Origin of the sequence: Pseudomonas sp. D3 (assembly GCF_029320995.1) — a bacterium.
Taxonomy (GTDB): domain Bacteria; phylum Pseudomonadota; class Gammaproteobacteria; order Pseudomonadales; family Pseudomonadaceae; genus Aquipseudomonas; species Aquipseudomonas paraveronii.
The window spans coordinates 3,079,815-3,098,606 of the sequence record NZ_CP119772.1 but is presented as its reverse complement, the minus strand read 5'-3'; the positions used below and the strand labels follow the sequence as shown (position 1 = coordinate 3,098,606).

Below are 18,792 nucleotides of genomic sequence, written 5' to 3'. Positions count from 1 at the left end.
AACTAGTTTTTCAAGGCCTTATTGACGTGACCGAGCAGTCTCTTTTTCAGCCGCAGGGTCAAGTGTCTAGGACAGGCATTGACGCCGTTCAACCGCAGGTCGGAGGGCACAACTATTTGCTCGCCAGGGCGAACGGAGGATGCAACACCGTGGCGTTTTGCACCGGCCGGGCACGTTTAGCCACCTGTTCCACCACCGCCACCACGCGCTCCGTGGCGGTGATCGGCAGCATATGGCCGCGCCCCTCCACCAACTGCAGCTTGACGCCGGGCACCAGGCTCGCCAGGGCCTGGCCGTGCTTTTGAAAGTCCAGCACCTTGTCCTTTGCGCCGTATATCAGGCCAATGGGCAGGGTCAGTTGCGGGTACCGCTTGACCATGCCCGGCAGGTGATCGTTGACCTGGGTGATCTCGGTGGAGGCCGCGTAGAAGTTGGCCGGGCGCATGCCGAGCAGCCCACCGCCGCGGGTGGCGAAGTCCGCTGGAGCGGGATCGGGGGCGAACACGCCTTTGACCACCGAGCCTTTGGTCAACAGGCCGATAGGCAGGGTCAGGGTATGGGACAGCCAGCGACGCAACCCCGCCGGGCGCACCGCCAATGACAGGAACACCAGCGGCAATAGGCGCTGGGGATGGGTCAACGGTGCCACCAAAATCAACCCCGAGACCGCGTGGGGATGGTCAAGGGCCAGTGCCAGGGCAATCGCACCGCCGAGGGAATGCCCCAGCACCAGCGGTTTTTCAAGGCCCAGCGTCTGAATAAAGGCAGCGATTTGCCGGGCCTGGGCCGGCAGGTCTGCCGCCGTACCCGGATGCCGGGTGGAATAGCCCGACCCCGGTCGGTCGACGCTGATGACGCGAAAATGCTGGCGTAACTGGCCGGACAAGGCGTAGGTCAGGTTGCGACTGCTGCCCATCAGCCCGTGAATCATCACCAGCGCCGGGCCTTTGCCCTCGTCGTAATAATGAAAGCGCTCGCCATCGACCTCGACGAAGCGCCCGTTGCCTGGAACGGCCGCTTCAATGCGCCGTGTCATCCAGGCACTGAAGCCCCCTAACAAAACGCTCGCTGCGACCAGCACACCCGCAGCGATAACCCATTCAACAGCCATAGCTCGGTCCTCTGCTTCCCTGCTGCCGACCGCCCGACCGGGATTGATCAGGGCCTCAGCCATCGTCCACACCCTGGACCTAAACTTCGTGCATACCGTCGGACACGTCGCACATGAGGAGCCAGGGACTAGCGTAGGCGAAATTTTCAGGTAGATTATTTAAAATCTTTTTTAAAATAAGTAATTCAATTTTTCTTTGCAATGGTGTTCTATCTAAAAGACAAAACAAAAACAGGAGCACATCCGATGCCCACGCAGGACAGCCTATGAATGCCCACAGTGATTCCATCGACATCGCCATCATCGGTTCAGGCTTTGCCGGCCTATGCATGGCGATCAAGCTCAAGGAAGCCGGGTTTACTGACTTCTTTATCGCCGAGCAGGCCGAGACACTCGGCGGCACCTGGCGCGACAACCACTACCCTGGGTGCGCCTGCGATGTGCAGTCCCATGTCTATTCGTTTTCGTTTGCGCCCAACCCGGACTGGACACGCCAATTCGCCCCGCAAGCGGAGATCCGCGCCTATCTGGAGCAATGCGCCCGACGTTTCGCGCTGGCGCCGTATCTGCGTTTCGGCATGGGCCTGCAACGGGCGGTGTTTGATGAGCAGCAACAACGCTGGCAACTGAGCTTCAGCGGGGGGCGCCAGGTCAGTGCGCGGGTGCTGGTGTCGGGGATGGGCGGGTTGTCGCGCCCGGCGCTGCCGGATATCCCGGGGCTGGACAGCTTCAAGGGCCCGCGCTTTCACTCCCAGCAGTGGGACCACGAGTATTCATTGAAAGGCAAGCGTGTGGCGGTGATCGGCACCGGCGCCAGCGCCATTCAGTTCGTGCCGCAGATCGCGCCGCAGGTGGCGCATCTCGACCTATTCCAGCGCACCCCGCCGTGGATCATGCCCAAGCCCGACCGGCCGATTTCGCGTGTTGAGCGCTGGGCGTTCAAGCACCTGCCCTTCACCCAACGGCTGGTGCGCGGCGCCTTTTATTGGGCGTTGGAAGGCCGAGTGGTGGGCTTTGCCCGGCACCCACGGCTAATGAAAATGGTGCAGAAAGTCGCCCTGCGCCACTTGCACAAACACGTCGCCGACCCTTCCCTGCGCAAGACGCTGACGCCGGACTACACACTCGGCTGCAAGCGCGTGCTGATCTCCAACGACTATTACCCGGCGTTGTCGCGCAACAATGTGCAGGTGGTGACCGACAGCGTGCTGCGCATCGAAGCCGATGGCGTGATCACCGCCGACGGCCTCAAGCACCCAGCCGATTGCCTGATCTTCGGCACCGGCTTCCAGGCCACCGACCCGCTGCCCCGCGACTGCATCATCGGGCATCACGGGGTCGACCTGATGGACGCCTGGCACGACGGCGCCCACGCCTACAAAGGCACCACGGTGCCGGGCTACCCGAACCTGTTCCTGATCATCGGCCCCAACACCGGCCTGGGGCACAACTCGATGATCCTGATGATCGAAGCCCAGGTCACTTACATCCTCGACGCGCTGCAACAGATGCAGCGCCACCGCATCGCCACGGTAGACGTCAAACCCGCGGTGGAACAGGCCTACAACCGCCAACTGCAGGACACACTCACGCGCACCATCTGGAACACCGGCGGCTGCCGGAGCTGGTACCTCGACCCCCGCACCGGCAAGAACACCACCCTGTGGCCGGGCTCGACCTGGCGCTTCAAACAAATCACCCGGCATTTTGCGCTCAAGGATTATGTCGCCAGCATGGCGCCGATTGACGCGGCTCCCCGCGCAACGGCTGCGCCACATTCCACCGCAGAAGGGAGCCTGTCATGAAGTCCTTCAACGGCCGCGTGGCGGCGATCACTGGCGCGGCATCCGGCATGGGCCGTGCGTTGGCCTTGGCCCTGGCGCGCGAAGGTTGCCACCTGGCGCTGGCGGACAAGAACAGCCAAGGCCTGGAACAGACCTTGGCGTTGATCAAGACGTCGACGCTGTCACCGGTGCTCGTGACCACCCAAGTGCTGGATGTGTCCGACCGCCAAGCCATGGAGGCCTGGGCCGCGCGCTGCGTCGCCGATCACGGCAAGGTCAACCTGATCTTCAACAACGCCGGGGTGGCGCTGTCGAGCACGGTCGAAGGCGTGGACTACAGCGACCTGGAATGGATCGTCGGCATCAACTTCTGGGGCGTGGTGCATGGGACCAAGGCCTTCCTGCCGTATCTCAAAGCCAGCGGCGCGGGCCATGTGATCAACACCTCCAGCGTGTTCGGACTGTTTGCCCAACCCGGCATGAGCGGCTACAACGCCACCAAGTTTGCGGTGCGCGGGTTTACCGAAGCCCTGCGCCAGGAATTGGACCTGCAACGTTGCGGCGTCTCGGCCACCTGCGTACACCCCGGCGGTATCCGTACCGATATCTGTCGCAGCAGCCGCATCGACGCCAACATGACGGGCTTTCTGATCCACAGCGAACAGCAGGCCCGCGCCGATTTCGAAAAGCTGTTCATCACCGACGCCGACCAGGCCGCCAAGGTGATCCTGCAGGGCGTGCGCAAGAATAAACGGCGCGTACTCATCGGCCGCGATGCGTATTTCCTCGACCTACTCGCCCGCTGCCTGCCGGCGGCCTATCAAGCGCTGGTGGTGTTCGCCAGCAAGCGTATGGCCCCCAAGCAACGCAAGCAGGTGCTTGAAACCAACGACGAACCCCGTCTCTGAACAGGAGCAAGCCCATGCTGCCGATCCGTCGCGATATCCGTTTTGCCTTGCCGGCCGAACGCATCAAGAACTGGCACGAACAAGGCCCGTTCATTACGCATTTTTTCAATGCACTGTCGCTGCTGTTTCCCCAGGGCGAGCTGTTTTTCATGGACAGCGTGCGCCACTACCGCCAACGCATCGATGACCCGGCGCTGACACGAGAGATCCAGGGTTTTATCGGCCAGGAGGCCATGCACAGCCGCGAACACGTGGCCTACAACGATTTGCTGCACGCCGCAGGCCTACCAGCACATCGCCTGGATCGGCGCCTGAAATTCTTCCTCGACCTGCAGAAAAAACACCTGCCGCCGTCGTTCAACCTGGCGGTGACCATCGCCCTTGAACATTACACCGCGATGCTCGCGGAAATCCTGCTGAGCGACCCCTCGCGCTTCGGCGATTCGCTCAAGGGCTACCAGCAGATGTGGTACTGGCACGCCCTCGAAGAAACCGAGCACAAGGCGGTGGCGTTCGATGTGTGGAACCGCGTGATCAAGCCGGGGCCCCTGCGCTACCTGCTGCGCACCGGGACCATGCTGACCACGACGCTGCTCTTCTGGCTGGTGGTGTTTGATTTCCACGTGCGCCTGTTGATTGCCGACCGCCAGGCCGGCGGGCACCTCCAAGGGTTCTGGCGCATGCTGAAGTTTTTGTATGGGCCCAAGGGCGTGTTCCCGCGGATGTTTCGGCCGTGGCTGCACTACTTCAAACCGGGCTTTCATCCGTGGGACCACGACAACCGTGCGCGCCTGGCGAGGATCGATGGCTTGGTCGAAGAGATCGAGCAGACCCAGCGCGAATACCGGTCAGCCCAAGCCGAGGCTTAGTGCGTACAAAACCTGGCAACTGATCGCCCCGCAGCGCCACTTGCAGCACCACGGTCGCCCTATCACCGAGGGTGCTCAAGATGGCGCGAACACTGTTCAAATTGCACTTCACCGAGCGTCTGGCCGCCTTGGCCAGTTTTGCGCTCGCACACCCGCGTTTGCGGGTTACTCAGCACGATCACTGACGTGTTCGCTATTGAGCAATGGAACTTTCTGACAAGAATCAATCCCTAAGCCAGCTTCAAGATGTAAAATCAGCAACTTTTCAGAATTCCCTGATGCTCCAACCAGGGAACAGGCTGAAGTCGCAAGCCGCAAGGAGGTAGGTTCGAGATGCAACACAAGCGGTCGAATACTATTCACCCACTGATGTTTAACGCCGTACTGTGGTTATGTGGGATTGCCCTGCTCTATCTGATCAAGGCGCTCGTGGAAGTGTTTTCAGGGCCCATCAGCGAAACCTGGATGGACCTGACGCTGGTGCTGACGGCGTACCTGTTGCTCTTCGTCCTTGACCCCATTCGAACCAGGATAAACCGCCGCCTGCACAAACGCGCCCGGCGTAGACAGGCTCGCCAGGACACCGGCACGGGTGCCTGACATTTTTCTAGGAGTAAACCCTTGTCCCAACCCGGCGATACCCATCAACGCGCGCTGGACAGATTCCTGCTTGAGCACCCGGATGTACTCACCCAACTGGACACCCTGAACCCACTGGCCGCCCAGGCCAAAGGCGAAACCCTGGCGCAATACCGCGCCGAACGCCTGCATGAAGCGTTCGAAGCCGAAGCCGAGCGCCAGGGGCTGTTTGCCTGGGAGCTGACCCTCAAGCTGACGGCCGAATCCGCCCAGGCATTCGAAGCGCAACGCCTTGAAGTGCATAAGGAAGTGGCGCAGATGGCGGGGATGAGCTGGGACGCCTACTGCGAGTTGCATGGCGTAAGCGGCTGACACCGCGTGCCATGAACCCGCAGTGCCACGCGGGTTTTATCACGTCACACCATCGCCAACGTATGCTTGCGCTTGGGCGCCCCGAACACCCGCTCGATGGCGTCGAGATCGTGCTCGTCCAGCACCAATTGAGCGGCCGCAGCGTTAAGCCGCACATGCTCCGGCGTAACAGCCTTGGGGATGGCAATCACCCCGTCCTGGCGCAACACCCAGGCCAGCGCGACCTGCGCGGCCGTCGCCTGATGCCGGTGGGCGATCTGCTTGAGGGTGGGGCTGGACAGCAACTCGCCGCCTTGCGCGATCGGACAGTAAGCCATCAACGGCAAGTGATGTTGTTGCCACCACGGCAGCAAGTCGAACTCTATGCCGCGTTCTTGAATGTTGTAGAGCACCTGGTTGGTCGCGCAGGCCGGTGAAGCGAGCTCCTGCAGGTCTGCCACGTCGAAATTGGATACACCCCAGCGGCCGATCTTGCCGGCCTCGCGCAAACGCTCGAACGCTTCGACGGTTTCTTCCAGCGGGTACTGACCGCGCCAGTGCAGCAGGTACAGGTCGATGTAGTCGGTGCCCAGCCGTTGCAGGCTGGCGTCGCACGCACGGGGCACGCCCGTGCGACTGGCGTTGTGGGGGTAGACCTTGCTCACCAGGAACACCTGCTCGCGCTTGCCGCGAATGGCCTCGCCGACCACGCTTTCGGCGCCGCCTTCGCCGTACATTTCAGCGGTATCGATCAGGCTCATGCCCTCCTCGATGCCACACTGCAACGCCGCGACTTCGGCGCGGCGCTGGTCCGGGTCTTCGCCCATGCGCCAGGTGCCCTGGCCGATGACAGGGACCGGAACACCGGCCAGATCGATGGTTCGCATGACAACCTCCTGATGCGTTCGCGGGTTAACAGTGTGGCATTCACCGGACAAAAGGGTTCAATCGAAGTATGGTTACCCTTTGCCAAATCGCCGGGAAGGGCCTGCAATGCTGTTTGTCGTAATGCTCGGGGGCAAGCACCCACGGGCCAGGATCGAAGTCCATGACGTGGTATTCGCCGTGGCGGATACGCTGGACGCCACCTACCCACAGTTGCGCGACGCCTGGTTTGGCAGCCCCAAGGGCGTGCACATCGATTCGTGGATGGCGGTCGATGGCATCGACGGCTGGAAAGTCGAGCTCAGCCACTTGGCGCCCCAGGCCGGCGCGCACCACCTGTACTTCATCAACCTGGGCGGCTATGAAGCCAACCGCTTTGGCGAAGCGCACCACTACCTGCTAGTGGTTGCCCGCGACAAGAAGGAAGCGACGCGCAAAGGCAAGCAACAAATGCTGAGCCACTGGTCACAGGCCCACACCGACGGCGTGCTGGATATCGACGACTGCCTGCCCATCGACCTGGTGGACGGCCGTTACCTTCACCTCGTTCAAGGCCAGCACCGGCCGGTGATCCAACAAAACGACTACATTGTGCTGGCGTAAGCGCCATGGCCGGATAGCTCATTTCATAGGATGGGGAGCATGCTCTAAAGTGCAGTGATGTTGTTCAAAATGATCTCGACGGCCTGGGCTGGGCTCAGGAAGGCTGTGTCGACCGTGACAGTCGCCTCATCCCACGGCTCGAACTCATGCGCTAACACGGATTGCCAGCTAGGCGGAACCAGCCCGCCGATATCGCCAACGCGGGCTTCCACGCGGGATTGGTGTTTGTGCCGATCAGAACAAATCACCTGAATGTTGAGCAATGCCACTCCCGCTTGGGCGGCCACGTCCGTCCAGGCCTGCCGGCTGTGTCTGACCGGGTTCACGCAGTCGGCAATCACCGTATGACCCAAGCGCACATTACTCAACGCCAGCGCATTCGCCACGCCATAGCCGCTAGCGCCCACGTCGCCCGCGAATGCCCGAGCATCGCGCAGTGCCTGCTCAATCACGTCTATTCGCAGGTAAACGCCACCGCTCTGGCGCGCAAGTTCGCTGGCGATCGTGGTTTTTCCGCAGCCAGGCAGGCCGCTGAAGACGATAAGCATGGGTCGATCCTTCGATAAGTCAGAGAGGCCAGGTTCAGAGTATTCTGCCGACGCCTACTGACGCGCCCCCATAGGATAAAGTGCCCCTCATGCACAGGGCCCGGCACAGCCCCACCGCGCCCGCCAGCACAAACACAGCAGAGTGTCGCAACCGCCCTATGATAGGGGTTACCTGAGGATTCATCGCAAGGCCCAACTTTATCCTATAGACGCATGGCGATGCCGTGCATGATCGGTTCCACGCTCCCGGTCAACACCACGCCGCCCTGCCCGTCCCACTGCACGGTGACCGTGCCGCCGTCACATTGCACCTCAACGCTATCGTCAAGCAGGCCGCGTCGAACTCCATTCACCACGGCACCACAGCAGCACGAGCCGGACCCCAGCGGCACCCCGCCCCCGCGCTCCCAGATACGCAAGCGAATATGCCCGCGATCAACAACCTGGACAAAATGCACATTGGTCCTGGCGGGAAACAGCGCGTGAGCTTCCAGTGCCGGACCCAGGGTTTCCACGTCGACGGCGGCCAGGTCCGCGACAAAGACGGTGCAATGGGGGTTGCCCATGCTGCACGCCGCCGGGTTGCCTTCGAGTGGCAACCACAGGGTGTCCATCGACTCGGCCAGCGGCACTGTTTCCCAGCCCAGCGATGGCGCGCCCATATTCACCGACACCCGCCGCCCCGACTCACGCACACACGTCAGTAAACCTCGGTCAGTACGCAGCACGATGGAATCGGTGCCGGCTTCGTGCATCAGCCGGTCGGCCACACCGCGCGTGGCGCTGCCGCAGGTTTGCAGCGGCGTGCCATTGGGGTTCCAGAATTTGATCCGCGCGGCGGCGTCTGCACAATCGAGCACCACCGCCAACTGGTTGAAGCCGATGCCGGTGTGACGATTACCGAGGCGGCGAGCGACCTGCGCGGTGATCGGATCATCCAGACCACGGCGATCGATGATGATGAAATCGTCGCCATGCGCGTGCATCTTCACGAAAGACAGCGTCATGGGGTGTGCTGTGGACTGTGACAAATCAGAGCACGCTCCCCATCGCCTTCATCAACACCAGGTCGCGCCCATAAATATCCGGCGCATACACCAACCCACCCTGGCGATCCACTTCCACGGTCCAGTAGCCGAGCAACACCGGCACCGGCGTGGCCAGGCGGAATTCATGGGTCACGCCGGTGGCCAGCAATTCATCGGTGCGAGTGCGTTCTGCCGGGGTCACCAGCAGGTCGCGCAGCAGCAAGGGTTGTTCAACCCGCACGCAACCCGAGCTGAACGCGCGCGGGCCTTTGGTGAACAGCGGTTGGCTGGGGGTGTCGTGCAGGTACACCGAGTACGGGTTGGGGAACCGCATGACGATCTTGCCCAGCGGATTGCGCGGACCGGCTTCCTGGCGCAGCAGGATGTTGCCGGGGCGGGCCCAGTCGATGTGTTCGGGGGCCAGCGGGCGGCCCTCGGGGTCGAGCACTTGGAGGTTTTGCTGGCGCAGGTATTCGGGGTTGAGGCGGATAGCCGGGAGCTTGTCCTCGCGCATGATGGTGGGCGGGATGGTCCAGGTCGGGTTGAGGGTCAACCGCGTGATGCGCGATTTGAGCAGCGGCGTCTGGCGTTCGGCGCGGCCGACCTGCAGGCGGGTTTGCCACACCGGGATGCCACTCTGATAGACGCTCAGTTGCGCGGCGGCGACGTTGACCAGCACGCCCTCGGGCTCCAGGTCCTGGCTCAGCCAGCGGAAGCGCTCCAGGTTGATACGCAACTGTTCGCGGCGCATCAACGGGCTGATATTCAGTTCGGCCACGGTGCCGGCGCCGATCACGCCGTCGGATTGCAGCGAGTGGCTGATCTGGAAGGCCTTGACCGCCTGCACCAGCTCGTCTCGGTACTGCTTGCCGTTGCCCTTGGGTTCGCTGGCGAGGTAGCCGCCACGGTAGAGACGCCGCGCCAGTTCCGGCACGCGCGGGTCTTCCATGCCGGGGCGCAACAGCGGCCCGCTGGCGACCGCGTCCCAATGGGGCAACGGCTGCTGGCGCAGCGTGGAGTAGACGTTACGCAGGCTGCGGTATAAATCCGCAGTGGGGCGGGCCTGGTCGAAGGCTTGCGCCATGTCATGCAGGCCCGTGCTGGCGAAGGCCAGCACCTCGGTATCCGGGTCGCGGCTGGGCGGCTGGGAATGCCACAGCGGTTCGAAGCGCGATTGCTGCAGACGCCCGTAATGCAAATCCTGCAGGGCGTGCAGGTACTGCTCGCTGGTGCCGATATCGCTGCACAGCACGTTGGCCGCGGCATCCGCGATGGGCAGGCTATAGTGGGTGGGGTCCAGGCCGTCGTCGGCCAGCATCAGCAACTGCGCTTGCAGTGCCTGGCGGCGTTCGGCGGCGGCCCACAGCGGCACATCGCCCTGCTGCTGATAGAACGCCTGCAGGCGCGCCAATGTCACCGCGTCGATACGCGGGGCAAGGCCGGGGCAGACGCTGGGCAACTGCGCAAGGGCCTGTTGCACCGGGCTCGCCGGAATCACTGGCAACGCGTCCATAAGCACTTCGTCGGCTGTTGCGACCAGCGGTGCAACGAGCAAGCAAATGCTCAAGTAACATGCGTGTTTTTTGAACAATAGCTTTGCTCCAATCCACAGTGGGGGGATGTACTGTAGATGCTGACTTTTATGTGCCGCCTCGGCCTGATGACCTTGACCGTGGCTACGCTGAGCACCGTTGTGCTCGCCGCCGACGGCAACCCTGTTTCTTTGTATAGCAGCCTGGCGCGCTCGGCTCCAGAACTCAATCCCGCTGTACTGAAAAGCGCGCTGAACGCCGTGCAATGCGCGGTCAATAATGGCGAGGATCGATCCGAGCGCCTGGCCGTGATTGACTATTCTCAGCCTTCGACCGCTCGTCGGCTATGGATTTTCGATTTGCGCAAAAAGACCCTGGTGCTGCGCGACCTGGTGGCCCACGGGGCCAAGTCCGGGGAAAACTTCGCCACCCAGTTCTCCAATCGTGAAGGCAGCCACCAGTCCAGCCTGGGCCTGTTCCGTACCCGGGAAAGTTACCTGGGCACTCATGGCTACTCACTGCGCATGGACGGTCTGGAGCCAGGCTTCAATGATCAGGCGCGTGACCGGGCCCTGGTGATTCACGCCGCCGACTATGTCAGCCCCTTGTGGAGCAAGCGCGAAGGCCGTATCGGCCGCAGCCAGGGCTGCCCGGCGGTACGTCCGCAGGTGGCGCGCCAGGTGGTGGATAAACTCAAGGATGGGCAGTTCATGTTCTCGTGGTACCCGGACCAGCGCTGGTTGAAGTCTTCGGCCTACCTCAACTGCAAACCCCAACAGGTGGCGAGTAGTCGTACAATCCGTGGCGGTTAGCCTGACCCCACCGAGAAGAGAGAACCTCGCATGCTTCTACATAAGTCCACCTGGATCGAGATCGGCCAGTTTCTGGAGCGCAGCCGCACGGTGGTGATCCCCATCGGTTCGAATGAACAACATGGCCCCACCGGCCTGCTGGGCACCGACTGGATGTGCCCGGAAATCATCGCCCACGAAGCGCAACAGCACGCTGACATCCTGATCGGCCCGACCTTCAATATCGGCATGGCCCAGCACCACCTGGGCTTTCCCGGCACCATTTCGCTGCGCCCATCCACCTTTATTGCTGCAATTGGCGATTGGGTCCGTTCACTGGCCGGGCACGGTTTCGACAAGATCCTGTTTCTCAACGGCCATGGCGGCAACATCGCTACGATTGAAGCGGCGTTTTCCGAGCTGTACGCCGAAGCCAGCTTCGCCCGCCAACCGGCCGGGTTTGCGCTGAAACTGGTGAACTGGTGGGACCTGGAAGGCGTCAACGAGCTGGCTCACCGACAGTTCCCGGTCGGCCACGGCAGCCATGCCACGCCGTCGGAGATCGCCGTGACACAGTGGGCTTATCCGGAGTCGATCAAGTCCGCCGATTATTCACCGCAGATCGCCAACACCGGGCCGATCCGTGAAGCGCTGGACTTCCGCGCGCGGTTCCCCGACGGGCGCATGGGCTCGGACCCGGCCCTGGCGACCGTGGAGAAAGGCGGTGAGTTGGTGGCGTTGGCGGCTCAAGGGCTGATCAAGGTTGTCGACAGCTTCAGTCACGAAGCAACACCTTAAACCATAGCCCCGCCTACAGGGTTTATCGGTAGCCTGCGGTTACTTGCACTCTTGCGCCGTCAACTCCAGGCGCGACGGCGTGATGGTCGACGCAAGCGGCTTGCGCTCATACAGGAACACCTTGGTGCCGTCCTGGGACTTGTAGGCCTCCAGCACATCATCGGCGGCAATCTTGCTGGTCAACACTACCTTGGCGTGGCGCGAGTTCTGCGTCACGGTTGAGGTGATGTTGTGTTTTTCAAGCTTGGGCAACACGCATTGCACATAACCTTCGGGGGTTTTGGCGGTTTGCAGGGTCAATGTCGGAGCATTCGGAGAAGACACACAACCGGCCATTAACAAGGAAGCAAAGGCCAGGGCCGGGGCGAAAAAAGAGCGCATAAAAATCCTGACTGTATAAAAGGAAAAGTTCACATCAACCCGCTCGGACTAACGCCTTGAGCGACACATCAAATTGTTTCAAGGCATCGAGCTGGACATCACGCTGCTGCTCGATCTGCGCGGCAATCTCCGGGGCGGCCTTGTCACGGGCCCACACCGATGGCACTTGCTTATGCACCGAGCCTTCGGCCTTGGCGATGTACTGCAGGTTCGCGTCATAGAAGCGCGCGATAAAATGCGCTTCGACCTGATCGTTACGCGGGGTCAACAGTTGGTTATGGGTGTCGAGCATCACCACCACATCGGGGTGAGCCTGCACAAGCGCATCCAGCGTGTCGTAAACGGTCACCGACAAAAACGTGCCTTGCAACGAACTCATCAACCAGTCGATGGCCAACTCCGGGTCGGAGCTGTTGACGAACGCCTCGCGGATGCGCCCATCGAGGGCATCCCTGGCGCCATTCAAGGCCGTGTCGTGGTAGCGTTCAAGGTAGCTGAGGTTGTCGACCGTGTTTTCGCTGTACAGCACCCCCACTGACTGCTCGTGCCGCAGCGAGTCTACGCTACCGCCGAGTGACAGCAAATGGCCTGTACGCAGTTCATCGGCGATTGCCGGGTTGATCATGACCGCAGTGCTCATCATCAGGGTCATTAAAGCCAGTTGAATAAACGTCCTCATCGCGCGATTTCCTTGAACTGCGTCTCGATAGGGCGATTTTCCGCTTTTCCTGAAAAAACAGAACTTGCAATTCTCGATGATGACTATTATCTGAACCAATAGTGCTTACATAAAATCTATAAGGACCACGCGATGAAACCCCACCAGAAAACCTTCGACCGCATCCGCGAAGCCGTATTGCCGGAGTACCGCGAGCGGGTCGCCGATTACCTGGTCGACTATGAACGTGTCTTGCAAGACCCGACGGCCGACTCGGACGATGCCCAAGCCAGCGCCCAGCAATTGCTGGGCTACCTGCGGGGGTTGAACACCACTCGCGTGCTGGGCATGGCCGATTGGGAAGAGCTGGACCGGCGCGTAGCGCAGGAATGGCCTAAAGCGCGGGCCTTGGCAGATTGACCCATTCCTGCACCGATGGCCGCTGCCATTGGCGTTGCGCGTAGTCCACCAACTCGGCCGGTACGCTGTCGCCGTTGAGGATCAGGCGGTTAAGCATCACCGCCAGGTCCAAATCGGCAATCGACCACTCGCCGAACAAGTACGCCGGATTACCCGCCAACAGCACCTGCGCCGCACTGACCAGGCGGTGTGCGGCGGCCTCGGCCAGCGGCGACAACGGCGGCATCTGCTGCCCATAAAACACCACCAACGTCGAACGCTCCTGACGAATCGGCAGCAAATCGCTGCGCAACCACGCCTGGACCTGCCGCGCCCTCGCCCGCTGCTTTGGATCGGCCGGGTACACCGCCGTTTCGGGGTAGGCCTCGTCCAGGTATTCGCTGATCGCCGAGGACTCTGACAGGGCGAAGTCCCCGTCCACCAACGTCGGCACACGCTGGGTCACGGACAGCTGGGCAAAGTCGTGCGTCTGGTGTTGCGCGGCGTCCAAGTCAAGGACCACGGTATCGAACGCCAGACCTTTTTCGCGCAGGGTGACGAAAACCGACATCGCATAGGGGCTGGCGAACAGCGAATCAACGTAAAGGCGCAGCGCGGCTTGGTTCATGATGGATCTCCTTGAGTGAAAGCCCACGCTACGAGATCGGCGGCGATAAAGACAATGCGCAGTTTTTATACGGGCATTCCTGGGCGGAATAGTGGAAGGGAGCAAGCCCCTCTCCACATGTCCAGACCGTGTTAGGCCAGCTCCGCGCGCAGTTGACGCGCTGCCGTCACCATATGGATCAACGCCGCTTCAGTCTCCGGCCAGCCACGCGTTTTCAAGCCGCAGTCCGGGTTCACCCACAAACGCTCTGCCGGAATCCGCTTGGCGGCCTTGCGCAGCAGGTTGGCCATTTCCGACGCGTCCGGCACCCGTGGCGAGTGGATGTCGTAGACGCCCGGGCCGATGTCGTTCGGGTAAGCAAAGGCTTCGAACGCGTCCAGCAACTCCATGTCCGAGCGCGAGGTCTCGAGGGTGATCACGTCGGCATCCATCGCCGCGATGGACTCGATCACATCGTTGAACTCGCTGTAGCACATGTGCGTATGGATCTGGGTTTCGTCACGCACGCCGCAAGCGCACAGGCGGAATGCTTCGGTGGCCCAGTCCAGATAGTGCTGCCATTGCGCCTGGCGCAACGGCAAGCCTTCACGGAACGCAGCTTCATCGATCTGTACGATCTGGATGCCGGCGGCTTCCAGGTCGACCACTTCGTCACGGATTGCCAGGGCGAGTTGACGCGCCTGAATTTCGCGGCTCACGTCTTCACGCGGGAAGGACCACATCAGCATGGTCACCGGGCCGGTCAACATGCCCTTCATCACCTTGCGGGTCAGGCCTTGGGCGTAGCGTATCCAATCCACAGTCATCGCCTGCGGGCGGCTCAGGTCGCCGAAAATCACCGCTGGTTTCACACAGCGTGAACCGTAGCTCTGCACCCAGCCAAAGCGGGTGAACGCGTAGCCGTCCAATTGCTCGGCAAAGTATTCGACCATGTCATTGCGCTCGGCTTCACCATGCACCAGCACGTCCAGGCCGAGGTTTTCCTGCACTTCAACGGCGTGACGAATCTCGCTGTGCATCGCCTCGACGTATTCGGCTTCGCTCAACTTGCCTTGTTTGTAGGACTGACGCGCCAGGCGGATCGACGCGGTTTGTGGGAACGAACCGATGGTGGTGGTCGGGAACGGCGGCAACTTGAGGCCAGCACGTTGTGTCTCAATACGCTGCGCAAACAGCGACTGGCGCTGGATGTCCTGGGCGGTGATCGCCGCCACGCGGGCTTGCACTGCCGGTTTGTGAATGCGTGGCGATGCCGCACGGGCCGCCTGCACGGCACGGCTTTCAGCCAGGGCGGCGAGCACGTTTGGCGCTTCGGGCTGGTTGACGGCCTGGGCCAGCACGGCCACTTCGGCGCACTTCTGGACCGCGAACGCCAGCCAGCTTTTCAACTCGCTATCGAGCTGGTCTTCACGGCCCAGGTCGACCGGGCTGTGCAGCAACGAGCAGGACGGCGCCACCCACAGCCGATCGCCCAGCTTCTCATGGGCGTGCTGCAGGGTGCCGAGGGCGTGTTCCAGATCGCAACGCCAGACGTTACGGCCGTTGACCACGCCCAGGGACAAGACTTTGTAGGCCGGCAGGCGGTCAAGAATGATTGGGTACTGCTCCGGTGCGCGCACCAGGTCAATGTGCAGGCCATCCACCGGCAGGTTGGCGGCCAGGCCGAGGTTTTCTTCAAGGCCACCGAAGTAAGTCGCGACCAGCTTTTTCAGCGGGTCGCGCTGGATCAGGTTGTAGGCGCGTTCGAAGGCGTTTTTCCACGCCTGCGGCAGGTCGAGTACGAGAATCGGTTCGTCGATCTGCACCCACTCCACGCCCAGGTCCGCCAGGCGCTGGAAGATCTGGCCGTACAGCGGCAGCAGGCGTTCGAGCAGGTCGAGCTTGTCGAAATCGCCGCCCTTGGCCTTGCCCAGCCACAGGTACGTCAGCGGGCCGATCACCACGGGCTTGACGGTGTGGCCCAGGTCACGCGCCTCCTTGACCTCGTCGAAGAGCTGATCCCAACCGAGGTGGAAGTGCTGGTCGACGCTGAATTCAGGCACCAGGTAGTGGTAATTGGTGTCGAACCATTTGGTCATTTCCTGAGCGTGCGCCCCGCCGCAGCAAGGGTCACTGATGCCCCGCGCCATGCCGAACAAGGTCTGCAAGGTAGCTTTGCCATCAGCCGGGCGGAAGCGCTCAGGGATCACCCCGAACATCAGCGAATGGGTGAGTACCTGGTCGTACCAGGCAAAATCACCGACGGGCAACAGGTCGATGCCGGCCTGTTTTTGCAGCGCCCAATGCGCCTTGCGCAAGTCACGGCCAACGGCGTGCAGGCCGGCTTCGTCGAGTTCGCCCTTCCAAAACGCTTCCTGCGCTTTTTTCAGTTCACGATCGCGTCCAATGCGTGGAAATCCGAGGGAATGAGCGACTGCCATGACTTACAACTCCAATACCGATAGTGATGGCGGCCATTGTCGGCAGACTCGCATAGTGAGACAAACTCATTTTATTCCTGATGATCACAAGATTCACTCATGTTAATAGAGGTATGACGCGCTCGCTGCCGACCCGCGTCACCGATTTCGTCACGCGGGCGAGCCCCTGCAGGGGCGAGCTTGCTCGCGCCTACAGGGGCTCGGATTCGATCCTCCCCGCCACTTACATCAACGGAATCGAATAACTCACAAACACCCGATTCTGGTCCTGGTCCCGCGCGACCTCACTGCGCGACACACCGTTACGCCAGCCAAACCCGACGTCCTTGAAGGTGCCGCTCTGTACCACATAATCCAACGAGATATCCCGTTCCCACTCGCTGGCGTTATTCCCGCTGGCGGTGAGGATATGGTCGCCTTTCAAATACATCATCGACGCCTTCAAGCCCGGCACGCCCAACGCCGCGAAGTCATAGGCGTACTGCGCAAAAGCCGTGCGCTCGCCGGCCTGGATAAAGGTTTGCACCGTCCGGTCGGTGTAGAGGTACAGGCTGGAGCCCCCCTCCCCTTTGTTCACCAGGCCGCCCTGGTTGAGCTGGGCAAAGTTGCTGTCATCGGACACTTGCTGGTAACCGGCGGTAATCGCGTGGGGCCCCAGGGAGTAGATGAAGGCCGCACTCCAGGTGTTGTTGTCGATTTCACCGCTGCTATTTTTGGTATAGCCGCTGAACTTGTAGCCTTCGGCGCGTCCGGCGGCGCTGCTGTTTTTACCGTCGGAGGTGGTCTTGAAGTAACGCAGGTCGGTTTTCAACGAACCGTAGTCGCCCAGCGGCAATACGTGAATCAAGCCGGCAAAGTGTTGTTGGTAATAGTCTTCGAGGTTGGCGTAGTAGTACTGGACCATCAGGTCCTTGGTCAGCTGGTAGTCGGCACCGGCGTAGGTGAATTTATTGCTTTCCTGGGTGCCGCCCGCCGCTGCCAGGCCGCTGCGGTCGCTGGAGCCGCGCCCGGTGGTGTGTTGAAGCTGGCCGCCGATCAGGGTCAGGTTGTCGATGTCTTTGCTGGTGAGCTGCCCGCCTTCGAACGATTGCGGCAACAGGCGGCCATCGTTGCTCACCAGGATCGGCAGGTTCGGGCGCAGGTAGCCGTAGCGCGCTTCGGTCTTGGCGAAACGCGCCTTGGCCGTGGCGCCGCCACGGGCCCAATTGTCGACGGCTTTGCCGTCATCGCTGGGGATCATCGAACTGCCGACATGGCGGCCGGCACCGCTGTCGAGGGTCATGCCGAGCATGCCGACTGCGTCCAGGCCAAAGCCGACGGTGCCGTCGGTAAAGCCCGACTGGTAATTGAGCATGAACGCCTGGCCCCACTCTTCAGTCTTCGACGGCGCGGCGGTGCCGTCGCGGTTGTCGTTGTTGAAGTAGAAGTTGCGCATACTCAAGTTGGCTTTGCTGTCGCTCAAAAAGTCGGCCGAAGCCAGGGGGCTCAGGGCGATGCCCAGGCTGCCGGTCAATAGGCTTAATACATTCAAAGTAGCTTTCATCAGGACGAACTCCGGCGCGGAATCCAAGTTCCGGGCGCTAAAAAAAATAGACAGCAGGAAGCACGCGGCCACACTGGAGTTGGCCGTTGCGTTAACTAACGTTCAGTTACTTGGTTGGGTGAAGTGAACCTCCGTAAAACCTCAGTCAATCAATCCATGAGCGTCATAAAACGGATACGGCCCCGGGTAGTCCCCGAACACGCCGTTGTGGCTGACCAACCCCTGTTGCGCATCCCAGCGATGCAACAAGTAACCCGCCGGTTCCAGGTTGAAATGCGCTGGCGCGGCGTCTTGCAGATCCAGCACGATCTGATGGGACGTGCCAGGGCATACACAGCTCAAACTGCCGCCGAAACGCCGCTGCATCGACCGGTGCAAATGCCCGCACAGCAGCCGTTCCACTTGCGGGTGGCGCGCCACGACGGTTTCCAGGGCGGCGGCATTGATAAAGCGTTCGCGGTCCATATGGCCGATGCCGCTGATAAACGGCGGGTGATGCAGGATCAGCACGGTCGGCGCTTGCGGACGGAGTGCCAACTGGTCGTCGAGCCACTGCAACTGGCTGCCCAGCAGTTGGCCGCCATGACCACCGGGGATGGTGGAGTCGAGGCCGATCAAGCGCAGCGGGTGTGCGTCGACGACCCAATCCAACGGGCCCGCCGGCGAACTCGGCAAGTAGGTGTGATCGCCGAACGCGTCCAGCAACGGCCCGCGCGCGTCATGGTTGCCGGGCACCAGGTAGCAAGGCATGTGCAGGCGCGCCAGTTCAGGGTGCAGCACGGCGTATTCATCGGCACGGCCGAAGTCGACCAGGTCGCCGCTGATCACCACGATATCGGGCCGTGGGTGCCTGGCGTTCAGATGGTCGACGGCGCGGCGCAGCGCACCCAACGTGTCGACCACGCCATAAGTCAGGCGCTGACCAGCTTTAAGGTGCAGATCGCTGATCTGCGCAACAAGAAACGGACGGTTCAAA

At 61.6% G+C, this 18,792-nt stretch carries 20 protein-coding genes; 9 read left to right on the top strand and 11 right to left on the bottom strand.

Annotated elements, in window-relative coordinates; translation table 11 throughout:
• Positions 1-112: 112 nt before the first annotated feature.
• Positions 113-1,111, bottom strand: a complete 999-nt coding sequence (locus tag P3S72_RS14230; protein ID WP_276197825.1) for an alpha/beta hydrolase — start codon at positions 1,109-1,111, stop codon at positions 113-115.
• Positions 1,112-1,377: 266 nt separating this feature from the next.
• On the opposite strand from P3S72_RS14230, the gene P3S72_RS14225 reads away from it, so the two are divergent.
• From P3S72_RS14225 to P3S72_RS14205, 5 genes are all read left to right on the top strand, one after another.
• Complete coding sequence (locus P3S72_RS14225; protein ID WP_276197824.1) at positions 1,378-2,916, top strand: NAD(P)/FAD-dependent oxidoreductase; 1,539 nt, start codon at positions 1,378-1,380, stop codon at positions 2,914-2,916.
• A complete protein-coding gene (locus P3S72_RS14220; RefSeq protein WP_276197823.1) occupies positions 2,913-3,803 on the top strand; it encodes an SDR family NAD(P)-dependent oxidoreductase in 891 nt (296 codons plus the stop codon). Before P3S72_RS14225 ends, P3S72_RS14220 begins: the two co-directional genes overlap by 4 nt.
• A gap of 14 nt (positions 3,804-3,817) precedes the next feature.
• Positions 3,818-4,672, top strand: a complete 855-nt coding sequence (locus P3S72_RS14215) for a metal-dependent hydrolase (RefSeq protein ID WP_276197822.1) — start codon at positions 3,818-3,820, stop codon at positions 4,670-4,672.
• A gap of 333 nt (positions 4,673-5,005) precedes the next feature.
• Positions 5,006-5,272, top strand: coding sequence for a hypothetical protein (locus P3S72_RS14210; protein ID WP_276197821.1), 267 nt, complete (start codon positions 5,006-5,008; stop codon positions 5,270-5,272).
• A gap of 21 nt (positions 5,273-5,293) precedes the next feature.
• Entirely contained in the window at positions 5,294-5,623 is a 330-nt protein-coding gene (locus P3S72_RS14205) for a DUF6388 family protein (protein ID WP_276197820.1), read from the top strand.
• Between the two features lie 44 nt (positions 5,624-5,667).
• On the opposite strand, the gene P3S72_RS14200 is transcribed toward P3S72_RS14205, so the two are convergent.
• Complete coding sequence (locus P3S72_RS14200; protein WP_276197819.1) at positions 5,668-6,489, bottom strand: aldo/keto reductase; 822 nt, start codon at positions 6,487-6,489, stop codon at positions 5,668-5,670.
• 106 nt (positions 6,490-6,595) lie between these two features.
• Between P3S72_RS14200 and P3S72_RS14195 the strand changes: the two genes are divergently transcribed.
• Positions 6,596-7,090 carry a DUF1543 domain-containing protein gene (locus P3S72_RS14195; RefSeq protein WP_276197818.1) on the top strand — a complete coding sequence of 165 codons (495 nt, stop codon included), beginning with the start codon at positions 6,596-6,598 and terminating at the stop codon, positions 7,088-7,090.
• Between the two features lie 44 nt (positions 7,091-7,134).
• On the opposite strand, the gene P3S72_RS14190 is transcribed toward P3S72_RS14195, so the two are convergent.
• From P3S72_RS14190 to P3S72_RS14180, 3 genes are all read right to left on the bottom strand, one after another.
• Complete coding sequence (locus tag P3S72_RS14190) at positions 7,135-7,638, bottom strand: AAA family ATPase (RefSeq protein WP_276197817.1); 504 nt, start codon at positions 7,636-7,638, stop codon at positions 7,135-7,137.
• Between the two features lie 203 nt (positions 7,639-7,841).
• Entirely contained in the window at positions 7,842-8,645 is an 804-nt protein-coding gene (dapF, locus tag P3S72_RS14185; RefSeq protein ID WP_276197816.1) for a diaminopimelate epimerase, read from the bottom strand.
• Positions 8,646-8,670: 25 nt separating this feature from the next.
• The gene (locus tag P3S72_RS14180) at positions 8,671-10,257 is read right to left on the bottom strand and encodes a L,D-transpeptidase family protein (RefSeq protein WP_276197815.1); all 1,587 of its coding nucleotides are present in this window, start codon (positions 10,255-10,257) and stop codon (positions 8,671-8,673) included.
• Positions 10,258-10,296: 39 nt separating this feature from the next.
• Between P3S72_RS14180 and P3S72_RS14175 the strand changes: the two genes are divergently transcribed.
• Together P3S72_RS14175 and P3S72_RS14170 are read left to right on the top strand one after the other, a co-directional pair.
• On the top strand, positions 10,297-11,010 hold the full coding sequence (locus tag P3S72_RS14175; RefSeq protein WP_276197814.1) for a murein L,D-transpeptidase catalytic domain family protein: 714 nt from the start codon (positions 10,297-10,299) through the stop codon (positions 11,008-11,010).
• Positions 11,011-11,040: 30 nt separating this feature from the next.
• Positions 11,041-11,787: a creatininase family protein gene (locus P3S72_RS14170; RefSeq protein ID WP_276197813.1), complete on the top strand. Its 747-nt coding sequence runs from the start codon at positions 11,041-11,043 to the stop codon at positions 11,785-11,787.
• Positions 11,788-11,826: 39 nt separating this feature from the next.
• On the opposite strand, the gene P3S72_RS14165 is transcribed toward P3S72_RS14170, so the two are convergent.
• Positions 11,827-12,168: a hypothetical protein gene (locus P3S72_RS14165; RefSeq protein ID WP_276197812.1), complete on the bottom strand. Its 342-nt coding sequence runs from the start codon at positions 12,166-12,168 to the stop codon at positions 11,827-11,829.
• A gap of 34 nt (positions 12,169-12,202) precedes the next feature.
• A complete protein-coding gene (locus P3S72_RS14160) occupies positions 12,203-12,847 on the bottom strand; it encodes an ATPase (RefSeq protein WP_276197811.1) in 645 nt (214 codons plus the stop codon).
• A gap of 132 nt (positions 12,848-12,979) precedes the next feature.
• On the opposite strand from P3S72_RS14160, the gene P3S72_RS14155 reads away from it, so the two are divergent.
• On the top strand, positions 12,980-13,246 hold the full coding sequence (locus P3S72_RS14155; RefSeq protein WP_247403901.1) for a hypothetical protein: 267 nt from the start codon (positions 12,980-12,982) through the stop codon (positions 13,244-13,246).
• On the opposite strand, the gene yfcF is transcribed toward P3S72_RS14155, so the two are convergent.
• The 4 genes from yfcF to P3S72_RS14135 form a co-directional block, all read right to left on the bottom strand.
• On the bottom strand, positions 13,221-13,853 hold the full coding sequence (gene yfcF, locus P3S72_RS14150) for a glutathione transferase (protein ID WP_276197810.1): 633 nt from the start codon (positions 13,851-13,853) through the stop codon (positions 13,221-13,223). The two genes, P3S72_RS14155 and yfcF, sit on opposite strands and share 26 nt — an antisense overlap.
• A gap of 131 nt (positions 13,854-13,984) precedes the next feature.
• The gene (gene metE, locus P3S72_RS14145) at positions 13,985-16,273 is read right to left on the bottom strand and encodes a 5-methyltetrahydropteroyltriglutamate--homocysteine S-methyltransferase (protein WP_276197809.1); all 2,289 of its coding nucleotides are present in this window, start codon (positions 16,271-16,273) and stop codon (positions 13,985-13,987) included.
• 223 nt (positions 16,274-16,496) lie between these two features.
• Positions 16,497-17,816 carry an OprD family porin gene (locus tag P3S72_RS14140; RefSeq protein WP_276197808.1) on the bottom strand — a complete coding sequence of 440 codons (1,320 nt, stop codon included), beginning with the start codon at positions 17,814-17,816 and terminating at the stop codon, positions 16,497-16,499.
• A 141-nt stretch (positions 17,817-17,957) separates the two neighbouring features.
• On the bottom strand, positions 17,958-18,791 hold the full coding sequence (locus P3S72_RS14135; protein ID WP_276197807.1) for a phosphodiesterase: 834 nt from the start codon (positions 18,789-18,791) through the stop codon (positions 17,958-17,960).
• Between the last annotated feature and the right edge of the window lies 1 nt (position 18,792).